Source organism: Nitratidesulfovibrio sp. HK-II (genome assembly GCF_003402415.2).
In the GTDB taxonomy this organism is placed as follows: Bacteria; Desulfobacterota; Desulfovibrionia; order Desulfovibrionales; family Desulfovibrionaceae; genus Cupidesulfovibrio.
Genome location: NZ_AP036014.1, coordinates 2368841 through 2395589, shown reverse-complemented (window position 1 = coordinate 2395589; position 26749 = coordinate 2368841). Strand labels below are relative to the sequence as shown.

General features: G+C 63.6%; 36 protein-coding genes, 1 tRNA gene and 1 pseudogene. 36 read left to right on the top strand and 2 right to left on the bottom strand.

Going from position 1 to position 26749, the window contains the following annotated elements; all coding sequences use genetic code 11:
• Positions 1-13 precede the first annotated feature (13 nt).
• The 31 genes from rpsG to rplQ all read left to right on the top strand — a co-directional run bounded on the left by rpsG (position 14) and on the right by rplQ (position 17492).
• Positions 14-484, top strand: coding sequence for a 30S ribosomal protein S7 (gene rpsG, locus RVX_RS09980; protein ID WP_012611244.1), 471 nt, complete (start codon positions 14-16; stop codon positions 482-484).
• An 18-nt stretch (positions 485-502) separates the two neighbouring features.
• Entirely contained in the window at positions 503-2578 is a 2076-nt protein-coding gene (gene fusA, locus RVX_RS09975) for an elongation factor G (RefSeq protein ID WP_116305736.1), read from the top strand.
• A gap of 771 nt (positions 2579-3349) precedes the next feature.
• Positions 3350-3667: a 30S ribosomal protein S10 gene (rpsJ, locus tag RVX_RS09970; protein ID WP_007521013.1), complete on the top strand. Its 318-nt coding sequence runs from the start codon at positions 3350-3352 to the stop codon at positions 3665-3667.
• Between the two features lie 12 nt (positions 3668-3679).
• Positions 3680-4309: a 50S ribosomal protein L3 gene (gene rplC / locus RVX_RS09965; protein WP_007521014.1), complete on the top strand. Its 630-nt coding sequence runs from the start codon at positions 3680-3682 to the stop codon at positions 4307-4309.
• Between the two features lie 18 nt (positions 4310-4327).
• Positions 4328-4948: a 50S ribosomal protein L4 gene (rplD, locus tag RVX_RS09960; RefSeq protein ID WP_007521015.1), complete on the top strand. Its 621-nt coding sequence runs from the start codon at positions 4328-4330 to the stop codon at positions 4946-4948.
• An 11-nt stretch (positions 4949-4959) separates the two neighbouring features.
• Positions 4960-5250: a 50S ribosomal protein L23 gene (gene rplW / locus RVX_RS09955; protein WP_012611248.1), complete on the top strand. Its 291-nt coding sequence runs from the start codon at positions 4960-4962 to the stop codon at positions 5248-5250.
• 3 nt (positions 5251-5253) lie between these two features.
• Entirely contained in the window at positions 5254-6084 is an 831-nt protein-coding gene (gene rplB, locus RVX_RS09950) for a 50S ribosomal protein L2 (protein WP_007521018.1), read from the top strand.
• 9 nt (positions 6085-6093) lie between these two features.
• Complete coding sequence (gene rpsS, locus RVX_RS09945) at positions 6094-6375, top strand: 30S ribosomal protein S19 (RefSeq protein ID WP_007521020.1); 282 nt, start codon at positions 6094-6096, stop codon at positions 6373-6375.
• A 12-nt stretch (positions 6376-6387) separates the two neighbouring features.
• Positions 6388-6726, top strand: a complete 339-nt coding sequence (rplV, locus tag RVX_RS09940) for a 50S ribosomal protein L22 (RefSeq protein ID WP_007521022.1) — start codon at positions 6388-6390, stop codon at positions 6724-6726.
• 3 nt (positions 6727-6729) lie between these two features.
• Complete coding sequence (rpsC, locus tag RVX_RS09935; protein ID WP_116305735.1) at positions 6730-7371, top strand: 30S ribosomal protein S3; 642 nt, start codon at positions 6730-6732, stop codon at positions 7369-7371.
• Complete coding sequence (rplP, locus tag RVX_RS09930; RefSeq protein ID WP_012611251.1) at positions 7371-7784, top strand: 50S ribosomal protein L16; 414 nt, start codon at positions 7371-7373, stop codon at positions 7782-7784. The genes rpsC and rplP overlap by 1 nt, the downstream gene beginning before the upstream one ends.
• A gap of 1 nt (position 7785) precedes the next feature.
• Positions 7786-7971 (top strand): 50S ribosomal protein L29, encoded by a 186-nt coding sequence (rpmC, locus tag RVX_RS09925; protein WP_007521028.1) that lies wholly within the window; start codon positions 7786-7788, stop codon positions 7969-7971.
• A 4-nt stretch (positions 7972-7975) separates the two neighbouring features.
• Positions 7976-8242, top strand: a complete 267-nt coding sequence (rpsQ, locus tag RVX_RS09920; RefSeq protein WP_007521031.1) for a 30S ribosomal protein S17 — start codon at positions 7976-7978, stop codon at positions 8240-8242.
• Between the two features lie 9 nt (positions 8243-8251).
• Positions 8252-8620 (top strand): 50S ribosomal protein L14, encoded by a 369-nt coding sequence (rplN, locus tag RVX_RS09915; protein ID WP_007521033.1) that lies wholly within the window; start codon positions 8252-8254, stop codon positions 8618-8620.
• A 10-nt stretch (positions 8621-8630) separates the two neighbouring features.
• Positions 8631-8954 carry a 50S ribosomal protein L24 gene (gene rplX / locus RVX_RS09910; RefSeq protein WP_007521035.1) on the top strand — a complete coding sequence of 108 codons (324 nt, stop codon included), beginning with the start codon at positions 8631-8633 and terminating at the stop codon, positions 8952-8954.
• Between the two features lie 11 nt (positions 8955-8965).
• Positions 8966-9505 (top strand): 50S ribosomal protein L5, encoded by a 540-nt coding sequence (rplE, locus tag RVX_RS09905; RefSeq protein WP_007521038.1) that lies wholly within the window; start codon positions 8966-8968, stop codon positions 9503-9505.
• A gap of 12 nt (positions 9506-9517) precedes the next feature.
• Positions 9518-9703 (top strand): type Z 30S ribosomal protein S14, encoded by a 186-nt coding sequence (locus RVX_RS09900; protein WP_007521040.1) that lies wholly within the window; start codon positions 9518-9520, stop codon positions 9701-9703.
• An 18-nt stretch (positions 9704-9721) separates the two neighbouring features.
• Positions 9722-10102: a 30S ribosomal protein S8 gene (rpsH, locus tag RVX_RS09895; protein ID WP_043607852.1), complete on the top strand. Its 381-nt coding sequence runs from the start codon at positions 9722-9724 to the stop codon at positions 10100-10102.
• A 9-nt stretch (positions 10103-10111) separates the two neighbouring features.
• The gene (rplF, locus tag RVX_RS09890; RefSeq protein ID WP_116305734.1) at positions 10112-10648 is read left to right on the top strand and encodes a 50S ribosomal protein L6; all 537 of its coding nucleotides are present in this window, start codon (positions 10112-10114) and stop codon (positions 10646-10648) included.
• Positions 10649-10662: 14 nt separating this feature from the next.
• On the top strand, positions 10663-11022 hold the full coding sequence (gene rplR / locus RVX_RS09885) for a 50S ribosomal protein L18 (protein WP_007521046.1): 360 nt from the start codon (positions 10663-10665) through the stop codon (positions 11020-11022).
• An 18-nt stretch (positions 11023-11040) separates the two neighbouring features.
• Positions 11041-11532 (top strand): 30S ribosomal protein S5, encoded by a 492-nt coding sequence (gene rpsE / locus RVX_RS09880; protein WP_043607855.1) that lies wholly within the window; start codon positions 11041-11043, stop codon positions 11530-11532.
• A gap of 9 nt (positions 11533-11541) precedes the next feature.
• Positions 11542-11712: a 50S ribosomal protein L30 gene (gene rpmD, locus RVX_RS09875; RefSeq protein WP_007521049.1), complete on the top strand. Its 171-nt coding sequence runs from the start codon at positions 11542-11544 to the stop codon at positions 11710-11712.
• Positions 11712-12161, top strand: a complete 450-nt coding sequence (gene rplO / locus RVX_RS09870) for a 50S ribosomal protein L15 (RefSeq protein WP_012611257.1) — start codon at positions 11712-11714, stop codon at positions 12159-12161. The genes rpmD and rplO overlap by 1 nt, the downstream gene beginning before the upstream one ends.
• Positions 12162-12164: 3 nt before the next feature.
• Positions 12165-13478 carry a preprotein translocase subunit SecY gene (gene secY / locus RVX_RS09865; RefSeq protein ID WP_116305733.1) on the top strand — a complete coding sequence of 438 codons (1314 nt, stop codon included), beginning with the start codon at positions 12165-12167 and terminating at the stop codon, positions 13476-13478.
• A gap of 1 nt (position 13479) precedes the next feature.
• Entirely contained in the window at positions 13480-14274 is a 795-nt protein-coding gene (map, locus tag RVX_RS09860; RefSeq protein WP_116305732.1) for a type I methionyl aminopeptidase, read from the top strand.
• 85 nt (positions 14275-14359) lie between these two features.
• The gene (gene rpmJ / locus RVX_RS09855) at positions 14360-14473 is read left to right on the top strand and encodes a 50S ribosomal protein L36 (RefSeq protein ID WP_007521055.1); all 114 of its coding nucleotides are present in this window, start codon (positions 14360-14362) and stop codon (positions 14471-14473) included.
• A 17-nt stretch (positions 14474-14490) separates the two neighbouring features.
• Complete coding sequence (rpsM, locus tag RVX_RS09850) at positions 14491-14859, top strand: 30S ribosomal protein S13 (protein ID WP_007521057.1); 369 nt, start codon at positions 14491-14493, stop codon at positions 14857-14859.
• Positions 14860-15009: 150 nt separating this feature from the next.
• Positions 15010-15399 carry a 30S ribosomal protein S11 gene (rpsK, locus tag RVX_RS09845; protein ID WP_007521058.1) on the top strand — a complete coding sequence of 130 codons (390 nt, stop codon included), beginning with the start codon at positions 15010-15012 and terminating at the stop codon, positions 15397-15399.
• A gap of 16 nt (positions 15400-15415) precedes the next feature.
• Entirely contained in the window at positions 15416-16042 is a 627-nt protein-coding gene (gene rpsD / locus RVX_RS09840; protein ID WP_116305731.1) for a 30S ribosomal protein S4, read from the top strand.
• 12 nt (positions 16043-16054) lie between these two features.
• Entirely contained in the window at positions 16055-17098 is a 1044-nt protein-coding gene (locus RVX_RS09835) for a DNA-directed RNA polymerase subunit alpha (protein ID WP_007521063.1), read from the top strand.
• Entirely contained in the window at positions 17088-17492 is a 405-nt protein-coding gene (gene rplQ, locus RVX_RS09830; RefSeq protein WP_116305730.1) for a 50S ribosomal protein L17, read from the top strand. Before RVX_RS09835 ends, rplQ begins: the two co-directional genes overlap by 11 nt.
• Positions 17493-17680: 188 nt before the next feature.
• Here the strand turns inward: rplQ and selD are convergent, their stop codons facing one another.
• Together selD and RVX_RS09820 are read right to left on the bottom strand one after the other, a co-directional pair.
• A complete protein-coding gene (selD, locus tag RVX_RS09825) occupies positions 17681-18733 on the bottom strand; it encodes a selenide, water dikinase SelD (RefSeq protein ID WP_116305729.1) in 1053 nt (350 codons plus the stop codon).
• The gene (locus tag RVX_RS09820; protein WP_116305728.1) at positions 18730-19692 is read right to left on the bottom strand and encodes a selenium metabolism-associated LysR family transcriptional regulator; all 963 of its coding nucleotides are present in this window, start codon (positions 19690-19692) and stop codon (positions 18730-18732) included. The genes selD and RVX_RS09820 overlap by 4 nt, the downstream gene beginning before the upstream one ends.
• 379 nt (positions 19693-20071) lie before the next feature.
• On the opposite strand from RVX_RS09820, the gene RVX_RS09815 reads away from it, so the two are divergent.
• From RVX_RS09815 to lon, 5 genes and pseudogenes are all read left to right on the top strand, one after another.
• Positions 20072-20156, top strand: a tRNA-Leu gene (locus tag RVX_RS09815).
• A gap of 67 nt (positions 20157-20223) precedes the next feature.
• Positions 20224-21522, top strand: a complete 1299-nt coding sequence (gene tig / locus RVX_RS09810) for a trigger factor (protein WP_116305727.1) — start codon at positions 20224-20226, stop codon at positions 21520-21522.
• 579 nt (positions 21523-22101) lie between these two features.
• A pseudogene (clpP, locus tag RVX_RS09805) lies at positions 22102-22710 on the top strand (ATP-dependent Clp endopeptidase proteolytic subunit ClpP); the annotation flags it as partial.
• A 7-nt stretch (positions 22711-22717) separates the two neighbouring features.
• On the top strand, positions 22718-23971 hold the full coding sequence (clpX, locus tag RVX_RS09800; protein WP_116305726.1) for an ATP-dependent Clp protease ATP-binding subunit ClpX: 1254 nt from the start codon (positions 22718-22720) through the stop codon (positions 23969-23971).
• Between the two features lie 253 nt (positions 23972-24224).
• The gene (gene lon / locus RVX_RS09795) at positions 24225-26687 is read left to right on the top strand and encodes an endopeptidase La (RefSeq protein WP_007521085.1); all 2463 of its coding nucleotides are present in this window, start codon (positions 24225-24227) and stop codon (positions 26685-26687) included.
• The last annotated feature ends 62 nt before the right edge of the window (positions 26688-26749 follow it).

Sequence of the window (26749 nt, the reverse complement as noted above, 5' to 3'; positions counted from 1 at the left end):
AGGGAGTATTTCGATGCCTCGTAAAGGACCCGTCCCCAGACGTGAGATTCTGCCCGATCCGGTGTACAATAGCCGGCTGGCCGCCCGTTTCATCAACCGCCTGATGTATGACGGCAAGAAGGGCGTGGCGGAAAAGCTTTTCTACAAGTCGCTCGAAACCCTGGGCGAAAAGACCGGCGAAGAACCCCTGAAGGCGTTCGAACGCGCCGTTGAGTCCGTGAAGCCGCACTTGGAAGTGAAGGCCCGCCGCGTGGGCGGCGCCACCTACCAGGTGCCCATGGACGTGCGCCCCGACCGCCAGGTCTCGCTGGCCATCCGCTGGCTGATCAACTACGCGCGTTCGCGTGGCGAGAAGGGCATGTCCGCGAAGCTTTCCGCCGAACTCATCGACGCCTTCAACAGCCGCGGCGGCGCCGTGAAGAAGAAGGAAGACACCCACCGCATGGCCGAAGCCAACAAGGCCTTCGCCCATTACCGCTGGTAGAGCGCCGGAGTAGCCATCGTGTCAAGAACCGTCCCCATCGAACGGCAGAGGAACATCGGGATCATGGCCCACATCGACGCGGGCAAGACCACGACCACCGAGCGCATCCTCTACTACACCGGCGTTTCGCACAAGATCGGCGAAGTCCATGACGGCGCTGCCACCATGGACTGGATGGAGCAGGAGCAGGAGCGCGGCATCACCATCACTTCCGCCGCCACCACCTGCAGCTGGAACGACCACGCCGTCAACATCATCGATACGCCCGGCCACGTCGACTTCACCATCGAAGTCGAACGCTCGCTGCGCGTGCTTGACGGCGCTGTCGCCGTGTTCGACGCCGTTGCCGGCGTCGAGCCGCAGTCCGAAACGGTGTGGCGCCAGGCCAACCGCTACGGCGTTCCGCGCATCTGCTTCGTCAACAAGATGGACCGCATCGGCGCCAACTTCTTCCGCTGCGTCGACATGATGGTCGAACGCCTGCGCGCCAAGCCCATCCCGATCCAACTGCCCATCGGCAGCGAGGACAAGTTCGAAGGCGTTGTCGATCTTATCCGCGGCAAGGCCATCAAGTTCGACAAGTCCAGCAAGGGCGTGGAATTCACGGAAGAAGACGTGCCCGCCGACATGATGGCCCTGTACGAAGAGAAGCGTTTCGCCATGGTGGAAGCCGTGGCCGAAGAAGACGAGGCGCTGCTTGAAAAGTACCTGGGCGGCGAAGAGCTGACCGTCGAGGAGATCACCTCCTGCGTGCGCAAGGCCACCATCGCTCGCAACATCGTGCCGGTGCTGTGCGGCTCGGCCTTCCGCAACATGGGCGTGCAGCCCCTGCTTGACGCGGTGGTCGCCTTCCTGCCCTCGCCCGTGGACATCGCCCAGATGAAGGGCATGAACCCGGACAACGAAGAGGAAACCATCGTCTGCAACTGCAGCGACAAGGAACCCCTGGCGGGTCTGGTGTTCAAGCTGTTCTCCGACCCCTACATCGGCCACCTGTCCTTCTTCCGCATCTACTCCGGGTTCATCGAATCCGGCATGACGGTGCTGAACGCCACCACCGGCAAGAAGGAACGCGTCGGCCGCCTGCTGCGCATGCACGCCAACAAGCGTGAAGAAATCAAGTGGGCGGGCGCTGGCGACATCGTGGCCGTGGTCGGTCTGAAGCAGGCCTCCACCGGCGACACCCTGTGCGATGAAAAGCGCCCCGTGGTGCTCGAATCGCTGGACATTCCCGAGCCGGTCATCGAAGTGGCCATCGAGCCCAAGACCAAGGCCGACCGTGACGCGCTTTCCGCAGCGCTCGCCAAGCTGGCCAAGGAAGACCCCTCGTTCCGCGTGAAGGGCGACGAAGAAACCGGGCAGACCCTTATCGCCGGCATGGGCGAACTGCACCTGGAAATCATCGTCGACCGCCTGACCCGCGAGTTCAGCGTCAACGCCAACGTGGGCAAGCCGCAGGTCGCCTACCGCGAGACCATCACCTCCTCGTCCAAGTCCGACATGAAGCACGTGAAGCAGTCGGGCGGTCGCGGCCAGTACGGTCACGCGGTCATCGAGATCGAGCCGAACCCCGGCAAGGGGTACGAGTTCGTCAACTCGATCACCGGCGGCGTCATCCCCAAGGAATACATTGCCCCGGTGGACAAGGGCATCCAGGACGCCATGAAGAGCGGCGTCCTTGCCGGGTTCCCCACCGTGGACATCAAGGTCAACCTGGTGTTCGGCTCGTACCACGACGTCGACTCCTCGGAGCAGGCGTTCTACGTTACCGGCTCCATGGCCATCAAGGACGCCATCCACAAGGCCTCGCCGGTTCTGCTTGAACCGATCATGGACGTGGAAGTGGTGACCCCCGACGAATACCTCGGCGACGTCATGGGCGACCTGAACGGCCGCCGCGGCCGCGTGCAGAACATGGAAGCCCGCGTGGGCTCTCAGGCCGTGCGCGCCCAGGTGCCGCTGTCCGAGATGTTCGGCTACGCCACCGACCTGCGCTCCAAGACGCAGGGCCGCGCCACCTTCTCCATGCAGTTCCACCATTATGAGCGGGTTCCCGCCCAGATCGCGGAAGAAGTGGTGAAGAAGAAGGGCTAACCCCCTTCGGACTTCGTGAAGAGGGCGGAGCCACCGGTAAAGGCATCCGTTGAAAGCAAGGCCCCGGGCAGTTTCTGTCCGGGGCCTCTTTTTTTCAAAAAAGCTTGACGGGAACGGGGCGGTGGCGTAGTTAACCCTCTCGCGCCGGTTCTCCGGAGCAAAAAAGTTGCCCCCTGTAACGGCAGGGGAAGGGCGGGTCGAGCCTGTCCTGATGCGTTTGGCGAAAGCCGAGCTTTGACATTTGCAGGCGTTACCGAATGCCGCAAATAGTCATGCCGTTCCAGTCCGCCGTTAACACTGTCGTTGGCGGGCTGTAAGGTACTGTACTTGCGGGGCGCAATGCGCCCTATTCGGTGACCCCTGTGGACCACCTGCACTCGCCGGAGCATGCTCCGGCCAGGGCCAGGCTGGCGACAACATGGGTGATCTTCCTGGACGGCACTGCGCAGCAGTAGCCGCGAGGCGAACGAGAAGGCCTTGGGTGCGCCAGCTGGCTCCCCACCCGCCTTATTCTCCACCGCTCCAAATCCTCGAAGATCACGGCACACCGTCCCCCGCTGGACGGCAGGCCGCCATGGCGTCACATGCCACCTGTGCCCACGTCGCGGAAGCGGCGTCCGGGTTTAGCGTAGCACCGGATGCTTATGGCGGGTCTCGGTGTGCCGCCACCGAACGTGAGGAACTCTGCACCCGACACGCCTGCCTCTCACCTCATGGCAGTCAGGCGCTGGACGGCAAGGGTACGTTTGCCAGATAACGGAGTAATCAACAATGACGACAGTTAGCAGTGATCGTATCAGAATCAAGCTGAAAGCTTACGATTACCGCATCCTGGACAAGGCTGTGGCGGAAATCGTGGATACGGCGCGCAACACGGGCGCCGGGGTGGCTGGTCCCATCCCCCTGCCCACCAACATTCACAAGTACACCGTCAACCGGAGCGTGCACGTCGACAAGAAGTCGCGCGAGCAGTTCGAGATGCGGATCCACAAGCGGCTCATGGACATCCTCGAGCCTACGCAGCAGACCGTGGACGCACTGGGCAAGCTGAGCCTGCCCGCCGGTGTGGACGTCGAAATCAAGCTCTAGTGAGAGGAAGTCATGGCTGAGAAATTGGGTATCCTGGGTCGCAAGGTCGGCATGACCCGCATTTTCGCCAGTGATGGTTCCGCCGTGGCTGTTACGGTCATCCAGGCCGGTCCCTGTCCGGTCATCCAGGTCCGCAACGGCGAAACCGACGGCTACGACGCCGTGCAGATCGCCTTCGAGGAAGCCAAGGAAAAGCACACCACCAAGCCCGCCCGTGGCCACTTCGCCAAGGCCGGCAAGGGTCTTTTCCGCAATCTTCGCGAAATCCGCCTGGAAGCGCCCGCCGAATTCGAAGTCGGCCAGGAACTCACCGTGTCCCTGTTCGCCGCCGGCGAAAAGGTGAAGGTGACCGGCACCAGCATAGGCAAGGGGTACCAGGGCGTCATGCGCCGCTGGAACTTCGCCGGCTCCAAGGACACGCACGGCTGCGAAAAGGTGCATCGTTCCGGTGGTTCCATCGGTAACAACACCTTCCCCGGTCACGTGTTCAAGGGCAAGAAGATGGCTGGCCACTGGGGTGACGAGCGCGTGACGGTCAAGAATCTCGAGATCGTCGACATCCGCGCCGAAGACAACGTCATTCTGGTGAAGGGCGCCGTTCCCGGCCCCAAGAACGGCCTCGTCCTGGTGCGCAAGCAGTAACGAAATGAGGATGATCACATGGCTGTGGTGAAAGTATACGATCAGGACAAGAAGGAAGCCGGCGAACTGACGCTCGCTCCCGAGGTGTTCGAGGTCGAGGTGAAGCCTGAGATTCTCAATCTCGTGGTCCGTGCGCACCGCGCCGGGCTGCGCTCCGGCACCCATGCCACCAAGACCCGCGCCTTCGTTTCCGGCGGCGGTGCGAAGCCCTGGCGCCAGAAAGGCACCGGCCGCGCCCGTTCCGGTTCGAACCGCTCGCCCATCTGGCGTGGCGGGGCCGTGATTTTCGGCCCTCAGCCCCGCGAGTACGGCTTCAAGATCAACAAGAAGGTCCGCCAGCTGGCGCTCAAGATGGCGCTCAGCTCGCGGCTTGCCGGCGAGAACCTGATGGTGGTCAAGGGCATCGAACTGCCCGGGATCAAGACCAAGCTGTTCGCCAAGGTGGCCGACACCCTGGGCCTTTCGAAGGCCCTGGTTATCACCGCCGACGAGAACACCACCCTCGCCCTTTCGGCCCGCAACATTCCCGGCATCACCCTGATCACCGCCGACCAGCTCAGCGTCTACGAGATTCTGAAGCACCCGAAGCTGGTGATGTTCGAGGGCGCCGTCGAATCCGTCCAGGCCAGGCTGAAGTAGGGAGGATGGTCATGGATTATACCCAGATTCTCGTGAAGCCCCTGGTGTCCGAAAAGGCCACCTTCGTGAAGGAACAGGCCCAGCAGGTCGTGTTCTTCGTGAACCCCCGGGCCAACAAGATCGAAATCAAGAAGGCCGTCGAAGCCGCCTTCAAGGTCAAGGTGACCGACGTCAACGTCATCACCAAGAAGCCTTCCGACAAGGTCCGCCAGGGCCGCGTCGTGGGCCGGATCTCCGGCTGCAAGAAGGCTTACGTGACCCTGGCTCCCGGCGAAAAAATCGAATTCTTCGAGGGAGTGTAAGCAATGGCTGTTCGTAAGCTGAAACCGACATCTCCCGGTCGCCGCTTCCAGACCGTCTCGGATTTCGAGGAAGTCACCAGGAGCACGCCCGAGAAGTCCCTTACCGAGGGGCTGACCAAGAAGAGCGGCCGCAACAACAACGGCCGCGTGACCATGCGCCGCCGTGGCGGCGGTCACAAGCGTCTGTACCGCATCATCGACTTCCGTCGTAACAAGCTCGGCATCACGGCCACGGTCGCTCACATCGAGTACGACCCCAACCGTACCGCCCGCATCGCGCTGCTGCACTACGCGGACGGCGAGAAGCGTTACATCCTCGCCCCGCTCGGCATCAAGCAGGGCGACATGGTGCAGGCTGGCGAAGGCGCGGACATCAAGCCCGGCAACGCCATGCCCATGGCCCGCATCCCCGTCGGCACCGTGCTGCACAACATCGAGCTCTACCCCGGCCGTGGCGGCCAGTTCTGCCGCGCCGCCGGCACCTACGCCCAGCTGGTGGCCAAGGAAGGCAAGTACGCCCTCCTGCGCATGCCTTCGGGCGAAGTGCGCAAGGTGCTCGCCGCCTGCTGCGCCACCATCGGCCAGGTCGGCAACGTGAACCACGAGAACATCTCGCTGGGCAAGGCGGGCCGCAATCGCTGGCTCGGCCGTCGTCCCAAGGTCCGCGGCGTCGCCATGAACCCCATCGACCACCCGTTGGGTGGTGGTGAAGGCCGCAGCTCCGGCGGTCGCCATCCGGTGACCCCGTGGGGCGTGCCCACCAAGGGGTACAAGACCCGCGATCGCAAGAAGGCTTCCTCGAAGCTCATCGTCAAGCGTCGCGGTCAGAAGTAGGAGTAGAGCATGCCCAGATCTCTGAAGAAAGGTCCGTTCATAGACGACCATCTGATCAAGAAAGTGGAATTGGCCGTGTCGAACAGCGACCGCCGCGTCATCAAGACGTGGTCGCGTCGGTCCACCATCGCTCCCGAGATGGTCGGCCTGACGTTCGCGGTCCACAATGGGAAGAAGTTCATTCCCGTGTTCGTCACCGAGAACATGGTGGGTCACAAGCTGGGCGAATTCGCCCCGACCCGCACGTTCTACGGGCATGCCGCGGACAAGAAGAGCAAAGCAAAGAAGTAGTGGGTGAATCCGATGGAATCGAGAGCCACCGCGAAATTCATGCGTGTGTCGCCGCGTAAGGCCCGCCTGGTCGCCAAGAACGTGAACGGGCTGCCTGTCGAAGACGCCATGAATATCCTGAAGTTCACGCCCAACAAGCCCGCCGACATCATCTTCGGCGTGCTGCGTTCCGCCCTCGCCAACGCCGAGCAACTGCCCGGCATCGACGTGGACGCCATGGTCGTGAAGCAGATCGTTATCAACGAAGGCCCCACCTGGAAGCGGTTTCTTCCGCGTGCGCAGGGTCGCGCCACCAAGATTCGGAAGCGTACCAGCCACATCACCGTGATTCTCGCAGAAGGGCAGGAATAGGTTATGGGTCAGAAAGTACATCCTTACGGCTTCCGGCTGGGGTACAACAAGAACTGGCAGTCGCGCTGGTTCAGCAAGAAGGAATACCCCGGCTTCGTCTTCGAGGATCACAACATCCGCAAGTTCGTGAAGAAGACGCTGTACCACGCCGGTCTCTCCAAGATCGAGATCGAACGTGCCGGCGGCAAGGTGCGGCTGATCCTCTCCACCGCGCGTCCGGGCATCGTCATCGGCCGCAAGGGCGTGGAAATCGAGAAGCTCCGTGGCGACCTGCGCAAGAAGTTCAAGCGCGAGTTCTCCATCGAGGTGAACGAAATCCGCCGCCCCGAAGTGGAAGCGCAGCTCGTTGCCGAAAACATCGCGCTGCAGCTTGAACGCCGCGTGGCCTTCCGTCGCGCCATGAAGCGCACGGTGTCCATGTCGCGCAAGTTCGGCGCCGAAGGCATCAAGGTGACCTGTTCCGGCCGCCTCGCCGGGGCCGAAATCGCCCGTACCGAATGGTACCGCGATGGTCGCGTGCCCCTGCAGACCCTGCGCGCCGACATCGACTTCGGTTTCGCCGAAGCCCGCACCACGTATGGGGTGATCGGCGTCAAGGTCTGGATTTTCAAGGGTGAAATTCTGGCCAACGAGGTAGAACAGTAATGTTGAGCCCCAGAAAGGTTAAATTCCGCAAGTGGCAGAAGGGCCGTCTGCGTGGCATGGCCACCCGCGGCGCCACTGTCTCCTTCGGTGATATCGGCCTTAAGGCAGTAGAACACGGCAAGCTGTCCAGCCAGCAGATCGAGGCCGCCCGTATCGCCATGATGCGCCACATCAAGCGCGGCGGTAAGGTCTGGATCCGCATCTTCCCCGACCATCCGGTCACCGCCAAGCCCCTCGAAACCCGCCAGGGTTCCGGTAAGGGCGCCCCGGTGGGCTGGTGCGCTCCGGTGAAGCCGGGCCGCGTGCTTTACGAAATCAAGGGCGTCAGCCTGGAGCTGGCCAAGGAAGCTCTGACGCGCGCCGCCCACAAGCTCCCCATCAAGACGACCATTGTCGTGCGGGAGGGCCTCTAGAATGAACGCCGCAGAACTGAGAAAGCTCAGCGCTGAACAGCTCAAGGACAAGTTGGCCGAATCCCGCAAGGAACTGTTCGATCTGCGTTTCCGCCACGCCACCGCGCAGTTGGAGAAGACCTCCAACCTCCCGGCGACCAAGCGCGAGATCGCCCGGATTCTGACCATCCTGAAGGAAAAGGGGTAAGCCCATGTCCGAAGAACTGATGAACCGCAAGGGCAGGGTGCTCACCGGGATCGTCGTCAGCGACAAGAACGACAAGACCATCGTCGTTCGCGTCGAAACGCTGGTGCAGCATCCCCTGCTGAAGAAGTACGTGCGCCGCCGCAACAAGTTCACCGCTCACGATCCCCAGAACGAGTGCGGCATCGGCGACAAGGTGAAGATCATCGAGTACCGTCCGCTCAGCCGCAACAAGCGCTGGCATCTGGTCTCCATTCTCGAAAAAGCCGTGTAGGGGTTTGCGATGATCCAGGTAGAATCCACGCTGCAGGTGGCGGACAACTCCGGTGCGAAGAAAGTCGCGTGCATCAAGGTGCTCGGCGGCTCCAAGCGCCGCTACGCCACCGTGGGCGACATCGTCGTCGTTTCCGTGAAGGAAGCCCTGCCGCACTGCAAGGTGAAGAAGGGCGACGTGATGCAGGCCGTCATCGTGCGCACCCGCAAGGAAGTCCGCCGCGTCGACGGTTCGTACATCAAGTTCGATTCCAATGCGGCCGTGCTGCTGAACAAGCAGGGCGAGCCGGTGGGCACCCGCATCTTCGGCCCTGTTGCCCGTGAACTGCGCGGCAAGAACTTCATGAAGATCGTGTCGCTGGCGCCCGAAGTGCTCTAGGAGCCCAGAAATGAAACAGTTCCGCATCCGCAAGGACGACAAAGTGGTCGTCATCGCCGGCAAGGACAAAGGCAAGATCGGCAAGGTAATCAAGGTCCTTCCCAAGAAGGACGGCGTGCTTGTCGAGAAGGTCAACATGGTCAAGCGCCACATGCGCGCCAATCCGTACCGGCAGCAGCCGGGCGGTATCATCGAGAAGGAGATGCCTGTCGACATCTCCAACGTGATGGTGATGTGCGATGCGTGCGCCAAGGCCACCAAGGTGGGCTACCGCTACACCGAGGACGGCAAGAAAGTTCGCTTCTGCAAGAAGTGCAACGAAATCATCGGATAGGGTGAGAGACGATGACGCGTCTTGAACAGATATACCGCGAGAAAGTGGTTCCGGTATTGCAGAAGGAGTTCAACTACACTTCTTCGATGCAGGTTCCCGGGATTGAGAAAGTCTCTCTGAATATCGGCCTCGGCGCCGCGAGCCAGAACAACAAGTTGATGGAAGAAGCCATCAAGGAGTTGACCGCCATCGCCGGGCAGAAGGCCGTCGTGACCCGTGCGAAGAAGTCCATCGCGTCGTTCAAGCTGCGCGAAGGCATGCCCATCGGCTGCCGCGTGACGCTGCGCAAGGAACGCATGTGGGACTTTCTGGACAAGCTGATGAACTTCGCGCTCCCCCGTGTGCGCGACTTCAGAGGGATTCCGGACCGTGGCTTCGATGGCCGGGGCAATTTCACCCTGGGCATCAAGGAACACACCATTTTCCCCGAGCTGGAAGTGGATCGCGTTGACAACCCCAAGGGGATGAACATCACGATCGTTACCACCGCCCAGACGGACAAGGAAGGCAAGCTGCTGCTCGACCAGCTCGGCATGCCTTTCAAGAAGTAAGGAGAAACGGCTTTGTCTCGTACATCGCTTGAAGTGAAGGCGCAGCGCAAGCCCAAGTTCTCCGCCCGCGCCTACAACCGTTGTCCGGTCTGCGGCCGCCCGCGTGCCTACATGCGCAAGTTCGGCCTGTGCCGTATCTGCTTCCGCAACATGGCCCTGCGCGGCGAACTGCCCGGCGTTCGCAAGTCGAGCTGGTAAGTCACCAAGGAGTAAGGAATGCTGACTGATCCTATTGCAGATATGCTCACGCGTATCCGCAACGCACACTTGGCCCTGCACAAGGAAGTGAGTGTGCCGCGCTCGAAGATGAAGGAATCCATCGCCGCCATCCTGAAGCAGGAAGGCTACGTCGAAGACGTGGCGGTGGAAGAGGCCGAGATCAAGATCTCCCTCAAGTATTTCAAGGGTAAGCCGGTCATCGCCGGCCTCAAGCGGGTGAGCAAGCCCGGCCGCCGGGTGTATGTCGGCTCCACCGACATCCCCAAGGTCCAGAACGGGCTTGGCATCTGCATCCTGTCCACCTCCAGCGGTGTCCTTGCGGGCACGCAGGCCCGTGACCGTAAGGTTGGCGGCGAACTGCTCTGCGAAATCTGGTAGGGTACGGACATGTCGCGAATCGGTAAACTCCCCATCGCCATTCCTTCCGGCGTCGAAGTGAAGGTCGGGACCGGCACCGTCGAGGTCAAGGGCCCGAAGGGCGTGCTCGTCACCCCTACCCATGAAGAACTGAACTACGTGGTTGAGGGCGGCCAGGTCGTCATCACCCGCGCCACCGAAACCCGCACCGCCCGTGCCCAGCACGGCCTGCGCCGCACCCTGCTCGCCAACTGCGTGCAGGGCGTGACCAAGGGCTTCTCCAAGACCTTGGAAGTCATCGGCGTCGGCTACAAGGTTGCCGTGAAGGGCAACCTGGTTGAGCTCGCGGTCGGTTTCTCGCACCCGGTGATCATGGAGATGCCCGAAGGCGTCGAAGCCAAGGTGGAAGGCCAGAAGCTGACCATCTCGGGCATCAGCAAAGAAGTGGTCGGCGAGATCGCCGCACGCATCCGCCGCGTGCGTAAGCCTGAACCCTACAAGGGCAAGGGCATCAAGTACGACAACGAGCAGATTCGCCGCAAGGCCGGCAAGTCTGGTGGCAAATAGGCAGGTATGAGAAAATGACGATGACCAAGAACGATGCCAGAAAGCGGCGCAAAGTCCGCATTCGCAAGAAGATCGCCGGGAGCACCGAGCGTCCCCGGCTGGTTGTCTACCGCTCGAACCTGCACGTCTACGCCCAGATCGTGGACGACGCCACCGGCGCCACGCTTGTTGCCACCTCCACCCTTGCCATCGGCAAGGCCCAGGCCGGGGCGCACTGCAACAAGGCCGGGGCGGAACTGGTGGGCAAGGAAATCGCACGCCTCGCGGGCGAGAAGAGCATCAAGCGCGTGGTGTTCGACCGTAACGGCTACCTGTATCACGGGCGCATCAAGGCTGTTGCCGACGGTGCCCGTGAGGGCGGCCTGGAATTCTAACGGGTGGTAGGTACTGGCATGGAACAGAATGAGTTCGGGTTGGTAGAGAAGATCGTCTACCTTAACCGAGTTGCCAAGGTTGTGAAGGGCGGCCGCCGCTTCAGCTTCAGCGCCCTCGTTGTCGTGGGCGACGGCAAGGGCGCCGTGGGCTTCGGCCTCGGCAAGGCCCAGGAAGTGCCGGAAGCCCTGCGCAAGGCCACCGAACGCGCGAAGAAGGACATGGTCCAGATTCCGCTGGTGGATGGCACCCTTCCGTATGAAATCCTGGGCGAGTTCGGCGCCGGCTGCGTCATGCTGAAGCCCGCCTCCAAGGGTACCGGCATCATCGCTGGCGGGGCCGTGCGCGCCGTCATGGAAGCCGTGGGCGTGACCGACGTGCTTGCGAAAGCCATCGGCACCAACAACCCGCACAACGTGCTGCGCGCAACCATGGCGGGGCTTACCTCGCTGCGCAGCGCCGAGTACGTGGGCCAGCTTCGCGGCATGAAGCTCGAAGCGCCCAGAAAGTAGGACGCAATCATGATCAAGGTGAAGCTCGTACGCAGCTGGATCGGTTGCAAACCCAAGCAGCGCAAGGTTCTTGACGCGCTTGGCCTGCGGAAGATCCGTTGCGAGAAGTCGTTTGAGGACAATGCCGCAATCCGTGGCATGATCGCCGAAGTCAAGCACCTGGTCGAGGTCAGTGAATAATGAGACTGCACGAACTCTATCCGTTCGCCGAGGAACGGGCATCGCGCAAGCGCGTGGGCCGCGGTTCCGGTTCGGGGCTCGGCTGCACCTCCGGCAAAGGTAACAAGGGCCAGAATGCTCGCGCCGGCGGCGGTGTGCGCCCCGGTTTCGAAGGCGGCCAGATGCCGCTGCAGCGCCGTCTGCCCAAGCGCGGCTTCAAGAACGCGCCCTTCAAGGCCACCTACGAGGTGATCAATCTCGATCGCCTGGTGGCGTCCTTTGAAGGCAAGACCGACATCACGCTGGAAGACATCTACGCGCGCGGCCTGTGCAAGGCTGGCGCCTCGGTGAAAATTCTCGGCGTGGGCGAGGTCAGCGTTGCCCTTACGGTGGAAGCGCACAAGTTCAGCGCCTCCGCCGCCGAAAAAATCCGCAACGCCGGTGGCGAAGCCAAGGCACTGGAAGGGTAAGCCGTGGCGCTTAGTGGTGTAGAAAACCTGGCGCGTCTGCCGGAGCTTCGCAAGAAGCTCTTCTGGACGTTCCTGTTGCTGGCCGCATACCGCATCGGGGTTCACGTCCCGGTCCCCGGGGTGGATTCCGGAGCGCTGGCCGACTTCTTCGCCAGCGTCCAGAACACCCTTTTCGGCCTCTTCGACATGTTCTCCGGGGGCGGGCTCCGCAATCTGTCGGTGTTCGCCCTCGGCATCATGCCCTACATCTCCGCCTCGATCATCATCCAGCTTCTGCAGGTCGTAAGCCCTGAACTGAAGCGGATGGCGAAGGAGGAGGGGGCGTCGGGCCGCCGCAAGATCACCCAGTACACCCGGTACGCCACGGTGCTGATCACCGTGATCCAGGCCTTCGGCATCGCCGTGGGCCTGGAGAACATGCACAGCCCCGCGGGCGCACCCGTGGTGGTGGATGCGGGCTGGGCTTTCCGGATGATCACCATCGCCACGCTTACCGCTGGCACCATGCTGATCATGTGGCTTGGTGAGCAGATCACCGAGAAGGGCATCGGCAACGGTATTTCGCTGATCATCTTCTCGGGCATCGTCGCCGGCATTCCCGGCGGCATCGTCAAGTCGGCCCAGCTCATCAAGGCCGGCGACATGAGCCTGTTCACCGCGCTTCTGGTGCTGGTGGTGATGGCGGTGGTGCTTGGCTGCATCGTGTTCATGGAACGCGGGCAGCGGCGCATCCCCATCCATTACGCCAAGCGGCAGGTGGGGCGTAAGATGTTCGGCGGTCAGAGCACGCATCTGCCGCTGCGCATCAACACGGCGGGCGTGATTCCGCCCATCTTCGCCTCTTCGCTGTTGCTGTTCCCCGCGACCATCGCCAGCTTCTCGGCCAACGAGATGCTCCAGCAGGTGGCCGCCTGGTTCGCGCCGCACACGGTGATGTACAACATCCTGTTCATCAGCCTCATCGTGTTCTTCTGCTTCTTCTACACGGCGATCATCTTCGATCCGAAGGACATCGCCGAGAACCTGAAGAAGGGCGGCGGGTTCATCCCCGGCATCCGCCCTGGGGACAAGACCCGGCAGTACATCGACAGGGTGCTCACCCGGATGACCATCTGGGGGGCCATCTACATATCCGCGATCTGCGTCCTGCCCATGATCCTCATCGCGCAGTTCAACGTGCCGTTCTATTTCGGCGGCACCAGCGTGCTGATTCTGGTGGGCGTGGCCATGGACTTCATGTCCCAGGTGGAATCGCACCTGATCTCACGGCAGTACGAGGGTCTCATGAACAAGACCCGCATCAAGGGACGGCAGTGAGTTGAAGAAGTTCCGCGGTGTCTTCATCAAGAATGACAACGAGATTGGCCTCCTTCGGGAGGCCAATCGAATCGTTGCCGCGATACTGGACGTTCTGGGCGAACACGTTCGCCCGGGCGTCTCGACGATGCATTTCGAGGAGCTGGCCCAGGCGGAGTGCCGCAAGCACGGCGTCCGCCCGGCTTTCCAGGGCTATCACGGGTTTCCGTTCGCCCTGTGCTGCTCGGTGAACGAAGAGGTGGTGCACGGATTTCCCTCGGCGAAGCGGATTCTCCAGGAAGGGGACATCGTCAGCTTCGACATGGGCGTCGTGTACGACGGCTTCTACGGCGACTCGGCCCGCACCTACCCGGTGGGGGCAGTGAGCGACGAGGCCGCGCACCTCATCCGCGTGACGCGCGAATCGCTCTTCGAGGGCATCGAGCAGGCGCGGGTGGGCAACACCCTGTACGACATCTCGGCGGCCGTGCAACGGCATGTCGAGGCTGCCGGTTTCGGGGTGGTGCGGCGGTTCGTGGGGCACGGCATCGGCCGTTCGCTGCACGAGAAGCCCGAGATTCCCAACTTCGTGCCGCGCGGCATGCCGGGCGTGCCCCTGAAGCCGGGCATGGTGCTGGCCATCGAACCGATGGTCACGGTGGGTACGTACGAGGTCGAAATCCTCGCCGACAACTGGACGGCGGTCACCCGTGACCGCAAGCTGTCGGCCCACTTTGAACACAGCGTGGCCATCACGCCGGACGGGCCGATCATTCTCAGCCTGTCGCAGGCAGAGGCGGCGCGACTTGCCGGTTGACGGACGTTCGGCAGGGTGATATCCACCCCTGTTCCGACGTTGCTCTTCCGTCATGTCGGGCCAAAGACAAACAACGGAGTCGAACATGAAAGTCAGGCCTTCCGTCAAGAAGATGTGCCCCAAGTGCAAGGTTATCCGCCGCCGGGGCATTCTCAGGGTCATTTGCGACAACCCCCGGCACAAGCAGCGCCAGGGCTAAGCCGTCAGGAGTAAACAGTGGCCAGAATTGCAGGTGTCGATCTGCCCCGAGGCAAGCGCGTTGACATCGCCCTGACCTATATCTACGGTATCGGTCGGGCTACCGCGCTTCAGATTCTGGATGTTACCGGCGTCAACTGGAGCCGGAGCATCGATGACCTGAGCGCCGACGAGGTTAATGAGATCCGTAAGGAGCTCGAGCAGAACCACAAGGTTGAAGGCGATCTCCGTCGCGAGGTCTCCAGCAACATCAAGCGTCTGATGGACATCGGCTGCTACCGCGGCCTGCGCCATCGTCGCGGTCTGCCGGTGCACGGTCAGCGCACCCATACCAACGCCCGCACCCGCAAGGGTCCCCGTCGCGGCGCCGTCGGCAAGAAGAAGTAATCCAAGGCTAGCACAAAGGCGTGGAATCTCACCTGCGTCGCCAGGGCAACCAAATTTCCCGGTGACCAGCGCGGCACGGCTCTGTCATGACTGAGCTCGTTTTGAGGTTCCGGCTGCAAGCCCCTAATTCTAGTCCGCAGAGAGTAAGTCATGGCAAGACCCAAGCGTACGGTCAAAAAGAAAGAGAAGAAGAACGTCCCGGTTGGGATTGTTCACATTCAGGCGACGTTCAACAACACCATCGTGACCTTCACGGACACGCGGGGAAACACCATCAGCTGGGCCAGCGCCGGGCAGAGCGGTTTCAAGGGCTCGCGCAAGAGCACCCCGTTCGCCGCGCAGGTGGCTGCCGAACAGGCGGCCAAGCGTGCCCAGGATCACGGCATGCGTACCGTGGGCATCTACGTCAAGGGCCCCGGCTCCGGCCGTGAAGCCGCCATGCGCGCAGTCAATGCCGCGGGCTTCAAGGTCGCCTTCATCCGTGACATCACCCCGATTCCCCACAACGGCTGCCGTCCGCCCAAGCGGCGCCGCGTCTAGTTAGGAGGATCCAGCCTTGGCTAAGTACAATGACGCAAAGTGCCGGATGTGCCGGCGTGAAGGCACCAAGCTTTTCCTCAAGGGCGACCGTTGCTACACCGACAAGTGCGCCTACGATCGTCGCCCCTACGCGCCCGGCCAGCATGGCCGCGCCCGCAAGAAGGTCAGCGACTACGCGGTGCAGTTGCGCGAGAAGCAGAAGGTCCGTCGCGTGTATGGCGTTCTTGAACGCCAGTTCCGCGGCTACTTCCACAAGGCCGACATGGCCAAGGGCGTGACCGGCGCGAACCTGCTGGCCATTCTCGAACGCCGTCTCGACAACGTGATCTACCGCCTCGGCTTTGCCAACTCGCGCCAGCAGGCGCGCCAGTTGGTGCGCCACGGCATCTTCACGTTGAACGGCCGCAAGGCGAACATCCCTTCGATGCAGGTTCGCGTGGGCGACATCATTGAAGTGCCCGAAGCCAACCGCAAGATTCCCGTGATCGCCGAAGCCCAGGAAGTGATCGCCCGTCGCGGTTGCCCCTCGTGGCTTGAAGTGGATGGCCCCAGCTTCAAGGGCGTGGTCAAGGCCCTGCCGCAGCGCGAAGACATTCAGTTCCCGATCAACGAACACCTGATTGTCGAGCTTTACTCCAAATAAGCGGGTGTGAGCATGCTCATCAAACAAGGCGACAGGCTTATCAACACCCGGAACTGGTCGGAGCTCGTGAAGCCCGAGCAGATCACCCGGGACAGCGACCCGGCCGATGCCATGTACGGCAAGTTCGTGTGCGAACCGCTGGAACGTGGCTACGGCACCACCATCGGCAACGCGCTTCGCCGGGTTCTGCTGTCTTCGCTTCAGGGCGCGGCGTTCGTCTCGGTGAAGGTCTCGGGCGTACAGCACGAGTTCACCACCATTCCCGGCGTGCTTGAGGACGTGACCGACATCGTCCTCAACCTGAAGCAGGTGCGCCTCGCCATGGACACGGACGAGCCCCAGTTCCTGGAGCTTTCCGTGAACAAGAAGGGCGCGGTGAAGGCCGGCGACATCAAGACCAACCAGCACGTGATGGTCCTCAACCCCGACCTGCACATCGCCACGCTGACCGAAGACCTGGAACTCACCTTCGAGTTCGAGGTGCGCATGGGCAAGGGCTACGTGCCCGCCGACATGCACGAAGGCCTCAGCGAGGAGATCGGCCTGATCAAGCTGGATTCCAGCTTCGCTCCGGTCCGCAAGGTCGCCTACACGGTTGAGCAGGCTCGCGTCGGCCAGATGACCAACTACGACAAGCTCATCATCGAAGTCTGGACCGACGGTTCCGTGACCCCCGAAGATGCGATTGCGTACAGCGCGAAGATCATCAAGGACCAGATATCCGTCTTCATCAACTTCGATGAGCGCATTTCGGGCGAAAGTTCCGGCAACTCGTCGGGCAGCAGCGACCTCAACGAGAACCTGTTCAAGGGTATCGACGAGCTCGAACTGTCCGTGCGCGCCACCAACTGCCTGAAGAGCGCCAACATCACCCTGGTGGGCGAACTGGTCCAGAAGTCCGAGAACGAAATGCTGAAGACCAAGAACTTCGGCCGCAAGTCGCTGGATGAAATCAAGCGCGTGCTGTCCGACATGAACCTGGACTTCGGCATGAAGGTCGACGGCTTCGAGAAGAAATACCAGGAATGGAAGAGGAAGCAGCAAAATGAGGCATAGCAATTCCGGCAAGAAGCTGGGCAGAACGCCGTCCCACCGGAAGGCCCTGTTCCGCAACATGGCCAAGGCCCTGCTGACTTACGGCAAGATCCGCACGACCGAGACCAAGGCCAAGGAACTGCGCCGCATCGTCGAACCGCTGATCACCCTGGCCCTGCGCAACGACCTGCACGCCCGCCGCCAGGCCTATGACGTGCTGGGTTCGCACCAGCTCGTGAAGCGCCTGTTCGACGACATCGGCCCCGCCTTCACCGGCGTGTCCGGCGGCTTCACCCGCGTGGTGAAGCTGGGCCTGCCCCGCAAGGGCGACAACGCTCCGCTGGCGGTCATCGAACTGACCCACCAGCCCGCCGTGGAAGTCCCGGCGGAAGAGAAGAAGGCTGCCGCCGAGTAATCGGCGACGCCTTTCGCAGCACGTACCCGAACGGGGCGGACCGCATGGTCCGCCCCGTTTTACGTTCTGAAAAGGAAAGGCCGCTCCGTGTGGGGCGACCCTTGCCATATTAAGCATGTATCGGTTGCGGGGGCGTGAACTGAACGCCGCAGGCGAACGGCAGGGGGGAGGGAGGCGCCGGGGGTGCCCTACCGCAGCACCAGTAGCGCGCCGCCGTGCAGCGGCTCCAGCACCTCACCCACGGGGTAGGCGGGGTCGCCGGATTCGGCCAGCAGGGCCACGGCCTGGTCCTCCTTGTCCGGCGGAACGGCCAGCAGCATGCCGCCGGATGTCTGCGCGTCGAAGGCCACGTCGGACAGCACGGGGGTGACGCCGGGCTCCGTGCGCACATGCTTGTGGCAGTGGGCCCGGTTGGCGTGGCTGCCCTCGGGCACAAGGCCCATCCCCGCCAGTTCCAGCACGCCGGGCAGCACGGGCAGGGCGGTGGTGTCCAGGGCCACGGTGACGCCGGAGGCCCCGGCCATTTCCAGGCAGTGCCCGCCAAGGCCGAAGCCGGTGACGTCGGTGGCCGCCTTCAGCCCAAGCTCGCGAATGACGCGGCCCGCGCCCTTGTTCAGTCGCGAGGCCCAGCGGTACAGCTCTTCCTCGAACGCTTCCCACCCGGGCCAGCTGGCCTTGACGGCGGTGGCAAGGATGCCCGTGCCCAGCGGCTTGGTGAGCAGCAGCCTGTCACCCGGGCGCAGGCCCGCGTTGGAGGCCACCTTGTCCGGTTCGATGAGCCCGGTGACGGAGAGGCCGTACTTGATCTCGTCGTCCTCCACGCTGTGGCCGCCCACCAGCGCCGCGCCCGCCTCGCGCAGCGCGTCCGACCCGCCACGCAGGATGTCGGCCAGGATGGATTCCGGCAGCCGTTTTACCGGAAAGCAGACGATGTTCATGGCGCACCACGGGGTGCCGCCCATGGCGTAGACGTCGGACAGGGCGTTGGCTGCGGCGATGCGACCGAACTGGTAGGGATCGTTGACGATGGGCGTGAAGAAGTCCAGCGTCTGCACGATGGCCTGGCCACCGGGCAGACGGACCACGGCCGCGTCCTCGTTGTGGCGCGTGCCCAGGATCACCCTGTCCTCAACGGAAGGGTCGCGCGGAAGGCCCGCCAGGATGCGCTCCAGGTCCCCCGGAGCCACCTTGGCGGCTCAACCGGCGGCCTTGACCGAATCGACCAGCCGGATGCGGCTCATGCCTTGTCCTTGTTTCGGGTCTTGGCGGCGCTTTCGGCGTTGGCCGGGGCCTTGCCGTTGCGCAGGTGCCGGGTGTGTTCGCCAAGGTATGCGGCAAAGGCCGCGGCAGCGGGGAACTGGTGTCGCCGCGCATGGCGCACGGAGTGAAACTGGCGCGCGGGGCGGCAATCGTCAAGCTGCAGCTCCACCAGTTCGCCCCTGGTGATGCTTTCGGCCACGGCCAGACGAGAGGTGGCGCTGACCCCAAGGCCCGCGCGCACGTACTGCACCACGGCCTGGGTGCTGTCCACCACCAGGGCCACCGGCAGCCGCCGCACGTCCATGCCCGCCGTGGCCAGCGCCTCGGCAAAGGTGCGCCGCGTGCCGGACCCTGCCTCGCGCATGATCCACGGCCACTGGGCCAGCTCCTCGACCTGCACGTGGCGTCTGCCGCCCGCCATTTCCGGCGCGGCCACCACCACCAGTTCGTCGTCCACCAGCGGCTCGAACACCAGGTCGGGGTGGGGCTCCATGGCGCCCACCAGGCCCAGCATCAGCTCGCCGTCGGTGACGCGCTGCACGATGTCCGCCGTGTCGCCCACGCGCAGGTGCACGCGCACGGCTGGGTAGGTGCGCACGAACCCGGCGATGACCTCTGGCAACACGTGATGCGCGGGTATGGTGCTGCCCCCCACCACAAGGTCGCCGCTGACCTCGTCGCGCAACTGGCCGATTTCGGCCTCTGCGGCGGCAAGGCTGGCGAACGCCTCGGACGCGCGCCGGTACAGCACCTCGCCGGCGGGCGTGGGCAGCACCTGCCGACCCATGCGGTCGAGCAGGCGGACGCCCAGTTCCTTTTCCAGTGCAAGGACGTGCGCGCTGATGGTGGGCTGGGAAAGGAACAGGTCCGCCCCGGCCCGCGAGAAGCTGCGCAGTTCGTAGACCTTGCAGAACGCTTCGAGTCTTCTGAAATCCAGCATTTCGATTATGTATATTGATGGGAATGATACGTCAAGAAAGCTGGCGGGTTGGATGCCATCTTTCTGATGCGGCGGCGGGGGGACGGAGCAAGGGCAGGGGCGTGCTGGCAGGAAAGGCGGAAGACCCACGCGCTGCCGTTGTTCCGGGCATTACGGGCAGCCGCGCGGGCGAGCCCGTCAGCGCACGGAGTGTCCCGCGCGCATCCGGCCGGGACGCGGCTTGCACAGGGGCGCGGGCTTGCGCTCCGGTGTCACAAATGGTAAAGGAGCGGGCTTTCCGAAGCGTCACCGAACCGCCGCCGGACCGCCCCGTGCCTGTGCACAGCCACTTCGGGGGCATTCTGCCGGGCGTCGCGGCCTCGGATTGCGCCGTCGCACTGCCGGGGTGGCGGAACTGGTATACGCGCTGGTCTTAGAAGCCAGTGGTTCACACCATGCGGGTTCAATCCCCGCCCCCGGCACCAGCGCCGCCGCGCCTTCGCGCGGGGCGCGGCCCGGCCACGAACAGACATTCACAAGGAGCGTTGCACCATGGAATATACCGTCGAAGATCTTTCCCCGGTCAAGAAAAAGGTCAACATCACGGTGCCGGTCGAAGAGGTGGAGGCCGCCCTGTCCGCCGCCATCGCCATGTACCGCACCAACATGTCCCTCGACGGGTTCCGCAAGGGCAAGGTGCCCGCGAACCTGGTCGAAAGCCGCTTCCGCAAGGAAATCTACAACGAGGCCACCCAGGACCTCGTGAACGTGCATATCAACGAAGTGATGACCGCCCTCGACGCCAACCCCATCTCGCGCATCGACTTCGATGGCGGGCAGTTGGAGCGCGGCACCCCCTTCGAGTACAACATCTCCTTTGAGGTGCTGCCCGAGTTCGACCTGCCCGACTACGACGGTTTCGCCGTGGAGCAGGAAAAGGCCGTGGTGGATGAGAAGGAAGTGGACGAGGTCATCACCCGCATCCGCACCAACATGGCCGAACTGGTGCCCGTGGCCGAAGCGCGCCCCGGCAAGGACGGCGACGTGGTGGTGTTGGACTTCGCCGCGTTCGAGAACGGTCAGCCGGTGGAAGGCATCAGCGCCGAGAACTTCCAGATGAACCTTGGCGACCGCCAGGCCCTGGAAGACTTCGAGAACCTGGTGAAGACCCTGTCCCCCGGCGAAGAGGGCGAAGGCCCCCTGAACTTCCCGGCCGACTTCATCAACCCCGATTTCGCGGGCAAGAGCCTGACCGTGAAGGTCAAGGTGCATGCCGTCAAGGAACGCCGCCTGCCCGAGGCCAACGACGACCTGGCCCAGAAGGCCGGGGGCTTCGAGTCCATGGACAAGATGCGCGAGGCGGTCACCTCTTCCTACATGCAGAGCCGCACCCAGCTGGTGAAGGCCACCGCCCAGAAGACCATGCTGGACAAGCTGCTGAAGATGGTGGACTTTCCCCTGCCCGAATCCATGGTGGACATGTACGTCGGCCACCTGCTGGACGACATGCGCACCAAGCTGGAACGTCAGGGCAAGAGCGTGGAATCCTTGGGCAAGAAGCCCGAGGAGCTGCGCGCCGAAGTGCGCCCCGAAGCCGAGCAGGTGACCCGCACCCAGATATTCCTGCTGCGCGCCGCCCGCAAGGAAGGCGTGGAAGTGACCGAGCAGGAGATCGACGCCCAGATCCAGCAGATCGCCGCGCGTTCCGGCCAGGACTACAACGCCCTGAAGGACTACTACATCAAGAACAACCTGATCTTCTCGCTGCGCGACCGCATGCTGGCCGACAAGGCCATGGACGCCATCTACGAGAAGGCCGCCGTGACCGAGGTGGAGCCCGCCGCCAAGTAACGGCAGGTTTGCCCGCGCGACTGCGCATGGGGCCGGGCCGCCCGGTTCCTGGAGCATGTTCGGGGCAGGGGGGGTGCACCCGCACCTTCCCTGCCCCTTGTTTCGTAAAGGAAAACGGCTTCCGGCCGACAAGACGGATGGAAGGGCGGCCAAAACCGCCATGGCCTGTGTAGCCAGGTCTGTTGTATCCGTCCTGTCCGCCAAGTTCGCCAGGCCCGCCCTTTCCGTCAGGCCCGTCAGGTCCGCTAGGTGCCTGGTCGGCATAGGTACAGCATCGGGCCAGCATCAAGTCGGCATCGGGCCGACGCAGGGCCAGCGGCCGGTCCGCCACGCGCGCCTTGTGGTGCGGGGCGGTCTTCTGCTATCCTTCAGGCAACGAGTCAGTTTCGCGTCGGTCCGACGAGCCCTGTTTTCAGGGCTCGGCACGGACGGCGCGCCGGGGGCGCGGCCATCATGCCGCCGCGTTTCCCGGCAGTCCCGGCAGTCCCCGGAATACCGGCGGACGCGCACCCTTCACCGGCCGGGGCACCCCGGCGCCGCGCGCATCACCATCGCACACGGCCGCACACGCAGGAGAGGCACATGCCAGTTCCCATAGTCATCGAGACCTCGGGCCGTTCCGAACGCGCCTACGACATCTATTCGCGCCTGCTGAAAGACCGCATCATCCTGCTCGGCACCCCCATCGACGACCAGATAGCGTCGCTCATCTGCGCGCAGCTGCTGTTCCTCGAATCGGAAAACCCCGAGAAGGAAATCTACCTGTACATCAACTCGCCGGGCGGCGCGGTGACGGCGGGCATGGCCATCTACGACACCATGCAGTACATCACCTCGCCCGTGGCCACCCTGTGCCTTGGGCAGGCCGCCAGCATGGGCGCGCTGCTGCTCGCCGCTGGCGAGCCGGGCATGCGCCACGCGCTGCCCAACAGCCGCATCATGATCCACCAGCCCTCGGGCGGCTTTTCCGGCCAGGCCAGCGACATCGACATCCAGGCCCGCGAAGTGCTGCGCATGAAGGCCAACCTGAACGACATCATGGCCCGCCACACCGGCCAGCCCGTGGAACGGGTTGCCGACGACACCGAGCGTGATTACTTCATGGGACCCGCCGAGGCCAAGGAATACGGCATCATCGACAGCATCCTCACCTCGCGGCGGGATGCCACGCAGAACAAAGCGAAGTAGGTACATCATGGCCAATACCAAGGGCGGCTCGGAACGCGAGCTGCGTTGTTCCTTCTGCGGCAAGGGGCAGGACGCCGTGCAGCGCCTCATTGCCGGGCCCGGCGTCTACATCTGCGACGAATGCGTCTCGCTGTGCAACGAGATCATCGCGCAGGAGCACATCACCGAGACGGTGGAGGACGGCAAGCTGCTGACCCCCGCCGAGATCAAGGCCAAACTCGACGAATACGTGATCGGCCAGCACCAGGCCAAGAAGATCCTGTCCGTGGCGGTGCACAACCACTACAAGCGGGTCTTCTTTGCCGACGCCCTGGGCGGCGAGGTGGAGCTGGAAAAGAGCAACATCCTGCTCATCGGCCCCTCCGGCAGCGGCAAGACCCTGCTGGCGAAAACCTTGGCCCGCGTGCTGAAGGTGCCCTTCGCCATCGCCGACGCCACCACCCTGACCGAAGCCGGCTACGTGGGCGAAGACGTGGAGAACATCCTCGTCCAGCTGCTCCAGAACGCCGACTACGACATCGAGGCGGCGTCCAAGGGCATCATCTACATCGATGAAATCGACAAGATCTCCCGCAAGGGCGACGGCCCCTCCATCACCCGCGACGTGTCGGGCGAGGGGGTGCAGCAGGCCCTGCTGAAGATCATCGAAGGCACCGAGGCCAACATCCCGCCCAAGGGCGGGCGCAAGCACCCGCAGCAGGAATTCATCAGGATGGACACCTCGAACATCCTGTTCATCCTCGGCGGGGCGTTCATCGGCCTCGACAAGCTCATCGAGCAGCGCATTGGCGGCGGGGCCATGGGCTTCGGTGCCAAGGTGGCCAGCCGCAAGGACCTGCCCTTCGGCGAACTGCTGGGCCAGGTGCATCCGAACGATCTGGTCAAGTTCGGCCTGATTCCCGAATTCGTGGGCCGCATCCCCGTGGTCACCCACGTGGAGGAACTGAGCGAGGACGACCTGGTGCGCATCCTCACCGAGCCCAAGAACGCCCTGGTGCGCCAGTACCAGAAGCTGTTCGAGCTGGACAAGGTGAACCTGCGCTTCACCTCCAACGCGCTCAAGAGCATCGCCACCCAGGCCATCGAGCGCAAGACCGGCGCGCGCGGCCTGCGCAACGTCATGGAATCGGTGATGCTCGACATCATGTACAAGCTGCCCTCGCAGCAGGACATCAAGGAGTGCGTCATCAACCGTGCCGTGGTGGAGAAAAGCCGCGAACCGGTGATGATCTATCACACCGAAGCCAAGACCGGTTCCTAGTCACTGCAACGGCGCGGTCCGCAAGGGCCGCGCCGCATGGTTTCGTCCCGCGCACCCTGCGGGCGCGGCCCCGCCGGGGCCCCCGCAGCCGCCCCGTGCCTTCCGGTGCCCCGCAGGGCTGCCTGGCTGGCGTTGACAACGGGAATCGGGACACTAGTTTGTGTGCATTGTGCCCCGTCTCGCACGCGGGGCTCCCGCGCCCCCTTCCGGCGCGCGGGCACCCGGCGGCCCCGCCGCCGTTCTGGAGGAATGAATGAGCGATTTCGACGTTGATGGCGAAAAGGCCCGTCCCGTTCTGGACCTGCCGCTGATGTCGCTGCGCGAGGTGGTGATGTTCCCGCGCTCCATCGTGCCCCTGTTCGTGGGGCGCGAGGCGTCCATCCGGGCCATCGAGAACGCCATCTCCGATTACGGCAAGAAGATATTCCTGGTGGCCCAGCGCGAGCCCGAAGTGGAGAAGCCCGGCGGCGAAGACCTGTTCGAGGTCGGCACCGTCAGCAAGATACTGCAACTGCTGCGCCTGCCCGACGGCACCATCAAGGTGCTGTTCGAGGGGCTGTATCGCGCCCGCTGGGAAGGGCTGGGTGAAGAGGGCGAGGGCGACTTTCCCCGCGCCTCCATCCTGCCCCTGCGCGAATCCGACGCCCTGACCGCGGAATCCGAGGCCCTCGTGCGCGCGACGCAAGAGGCGCTGGAGGAATACAGCAAGATCAACAAGAAGCTGGCGCAGGAAACCCTGCTGGCCATCACCGCCATCAACACGGCGGGCCGCCTGGCCGACGCGGTGATGCCCCACCTGAAGGTGGACTACCGCAAGAAGCAGGAAGTGCTGGAACTGGAAGACCCGGTTGTGCGCCTTGAAAAGGTGTACGAGCTGCTTCAGGGCGAGATCGCCATCTCGTCCATGGAAAAGCGCATCAAGAACCGCGTCAAGAACCAGATGGAGCGCAACCAGCGCGAGTACTACCTGAACGAGCAGATCAAGGCCATCCACAAGGAGATGGGCCGCGAGGAAGACCCGCAGGCCGAGGTCAACGAGCTTGAACAGCGCCTGGCCGAGAAGAACATGCCCGACGAGGCGCGCGAGAAGGCCCTGCGCGAGATGAAGAAGCTGCGCCAGATGCCGCCCTCGTCCGCCGAGTACACCGTGGTGCGCAACTACGTGGACTGGATTCTCGACCTGCCGTGGAACACCCTGAAGGAAACCGAGATCGACATCGAGAAGGCCCGCACGGTTCTCGACGCCGACCACTACGGCCTGGAAAAGCCCAAGGAGCGCATCCTAGAGTATCTGGCCGTCCAGAAGCTGGTGAACCGCCTGAAGGGCCCCATCCTGTGCCTGGTCGGCCCCCCCGGCGTGGGCAAGACCTCGCTGGCCAAGTCCGTGGCCAAGGCCACCGGCCGCGAGTTCGTGCGCCTTTCCCTTGGCGGCGTGCGCGACGAGGCCGAAATCCGCGGCCATCGGCGTACCTACGTGGGCGCGCTGCCCGGCAAGATCATCCAGTCGCTGAAACGGGTGAAGTTCAACAACCCGCTGTTCTGCCTGGACGAAATCGACAAGATGAGCATGGACTTCCGGGGCGACCCTTCCGCCGCCCTGCTGGAAGTGCTGGACCCCGAGCAGAACAACACCTTCAACGACCACTACCTGGACATGGACTACGACCTGTCGCAGGTGTTCTTCATCACCACGGCCAACAGCCTGCACTCCATCCCGCTGCCGTTGCAGGACCGCATGGAGATCATCCGGCTGCCCGGCTACCTCGAGACGGAGAAGCGCCGCATCGCGCGCGAATTCCTGCTGCCCAAGCAGATCGAGGCGCACGGCATCAAGCCCGAGAACGTGAAGATGTCGGACAACGCCGTGCTGGAGATGATCCGCACCTACACCCGCGAGGCGGGGGTGCGTAACCTCGAGCGCGAACTGGCCGGGGTGTGCCGCAAGGTGGCCATGCAGATCGTCGAGGCCGACGATCTGGACAAGACGGTCACCGTCACCCGGCAGAACCTGCCCCAGTTCCTGGGCGTGAAGAAGTTCCGCTACGGCGAGCGCGAGGCCAACCCGCAGGTGGGCGTGACCACCGGCCTTGCCTGGACCGAGCTTGGCGGCGAACTGCTGATGGTGGAAACCGCCCTCATGCCCGGCACGGGCAAGGTGGTCATCACCGGCAAGCTCGGCGAGGTCATGACCGAATCGGCCAAGGCCGCCCTGTCCTACGTACGTTCGCGGTCCAACATGTTCGGCCTGCGCAGCGACTTCCACAAGGACATCGACATCCACGTGCACGTGCCCGAAGGGGCCACCCCCAAGGATGGCCCCTCGGCCGGCATCACCCTGGCCACTTCGCTGGTCTCGGCGCTGCTGGGCGTGCCCGTGCGCAACGACGTGGCCATGACCGGCGAGATCACCCTGCGAGGCCGCGTGCTGCCCATCGGCGGCCTGCGCGAGAAGCTGCTGGCCGCCCACCGGGGCCTGATCACCAAGGTGCTCGTGCCGCGCGACAACAAAAAGGACCTCAAGGACGTTCCCGACGAAATCCTGAAGGACCTCACCATCACCTTCGTGGACCACGTGGACGAAGTGCTGCCCCTGGCCCTGGAAAGCGAGGCCGAAGCCATCTTCTCCGGCCGCGCCGACGAAGGCCTGCCGCTGTTCCGCACCCTGCGCGAAGGCGCTGGCTGCGACGTGACCCCGCCCGTATCCACCGCGCACTAGACAAAATGAATGTGAGAGTGACGGGGAGGGGACCCTTTGAAAAGGGTCTCCCTCCCCGGACC

Bases quoted from the DNA above. Each gene is read 5' to 3' on its own strand.
- rpsG (WP_012611244.1), top strand. From the start codon at position 14: ATGCCTCGTAAAGGACCCGTCCCCAGACGTGAGATTCTGCCCGATCCG.
- rpsJ (WP_007521013.1), top strand. From the start codon at position 3,350: ATGACGACAGTTAGCAGTGATCGTATCAGAATCAAGCTGAAAGCTTAC.
- rplC (WP_007521014.1), top strand. From the start codon at position 3,680: ATGGCTGAGAAATTGGGTATCCTGGGTCGCAAGGTCGGCATGACCCGC.
- rplD (WP_007521015.1), top strand. From the start codon at position 4,328: ATGGCTGTGGTGAAAGTATACGATCAGGACAAGAAGGAAGCCGGCGAA.
- rplW (WP_012611248.1), top strand. From the start codon at position 4,960: ATGGATTATACCCAGATTCTCGTGAAGCCCCTGGTGTCCGAAAAGGCC.
- rplB (WP_007521018.1), top strand. From the start codon at position 5,254: ATGGCTGTTCGTAAGCTGAAACCGACATCTCCCGGTCGCCGCTTCCAG.
- rpsS (WP_007521020.1), top strand. From the start codon at position 6,094: ATGCCCAGATCTCTGAAGAAAGGTCCGTTCATAGACGACCATCTGATC.
- rplV (WP_007521022.1), top strand. From the start codon at position 6,388: ATGGAATCGAGAGCCACCGCGAAATTCATGCGTGTGTCGCCGCGTAAG.
- rpsC (WP_116305735.1), top strand. From the start codon at position 6,730: ATGGGTCAGAAAGTACATCCTTACGGCTTCCGGCTGGGGTACAACAAG.
- rplP (WP_012611251.1), top strand. From the start codon at position 7,371: ATGTTGAGCCCCAGAAAGGTTAAATTCCGCAAGTGGCAGAAGGGCCGT.
- rpmC (WP_007521028.1), top strand. From the start codon at position 7,786: ATGAACGCCGCAGAACTGAGAAAGCTCAGCGCTGAACAGCTCAAGGAC.
- rpsQ (WP_007521031.1), top strand. From the start codon at position 7,976: ATGTCCGAAGAACTGATGAACCGCAAGGGCAGGGTGCTCACCGGGATC.
- rplN (WP_007521033.1), top strand. From the start codon at position 8,252: ATGATCCAGGTAGAATCCACGCTGCAGGTGGCGGACAACTCCGGTGCG.
- rplX (WP_007521035.1), top strand. From the start codon at position 8,631: ATGAAACAGTTCCGCATCCGCAAGGACGACAAAGTGGTCGTCATCGCC.
- rplE (WP_007521038.1), top strand. From the start codon at position 8,966: ATGACGCGTCTTGAACAGATATACCGCGAGAAAGTGGTTCCGGTATTG.
- rpsH (WP_043607852.1), top strand. From the start codon at position 9,722: ATGCTGACTGATCCTATTGCAGATATGCTCACGCGTATCCGCAACGCA.
- rplF (WP_116305734.1), top strand. From the start codon at position 10,112: ATGTCGCGAATCGGTAAACTCCCCATCGCCATTCCTTCCGGCGTCGAA.
- rplR (WP_007521046.1), top strand. From the start codon at position 10,663: ATGACGATGACCAAGAACGATGCCAGAAAGCGGCGCAAAGTCCGCATT.
- rpsE (WP_043607855.1), top strand. From the start codon at position 11,041: ATGGAACAGAATGAGTTCGGGTTGGTAGAGAAGATCGTCTACCTTAAC.
- rpmD (WP_007521049.1), top strand. From the start codon at position 11,542: ATGATCAAGGTGAAGCTCGTACGCAGCTGGATCGGTTGCAAACCCAAG.
- rplO (WP_012611257.1), top strand. From the start codon at position 11,712: ATGAGACTGCACGAACTCTATCCGTTCGCCGAGGAACGGGCATCGCGC.
- rpmJ (WP_007521055.1), top strand. From the start codon at position 14,360: ATGAAAGTCAGGCCTTCCGTCAAGAAGATGTGCCCCAAGTGCAAGGTT.
- rpsK (WP_007521058.1), top strand. From the start codon at position 15,010: ATGGCAAGACCCAAGCGTACGGTCAAAAAGAAAGAGAAGAAGAACGTC.
- RVX_RS09835 (WP_007521063.1), top strand. From the start codon at position 16,055: ATGCTCATCAAACAAGGCGACAGGCTTATCAACACCCGGAACTGGTCG.
- rplQ (WP_116305730.1), top strand. From the start codon at position 17,088: ATGAGGCATAGCAATTCCGGCAAGAAGCTGGGCAGAACGCCGTCCCAC.
- RVX_RS09820 (WP_116305728.1), bottom strand. From the start codon at position 19,692: ATGCTGGATTTCAGAAGACTCGAAGCGTTCTGCAAGGTCTACGAACTG.
- tig (WP_116305727.1), top strand. From the start codon at position 20,224: ATGGAATATACCGTCGAAGATCTTTCCCCGGTCAAGAAAAAGGTCAAC.
- clpX (WP_116305726.1), top strand. From the start codon at position 22,718: ATGGCCAATACCAAGGGCGGCTCGGAACGCGAGCTGCGTTGTTCCTTC.
- lon (WP_007521085.1), top strand. From the start codon at position 24,225: ATGAGCGATTTCGACGTTGATGGCGAAAAGGCCCGTCCCGTTCTGGAC.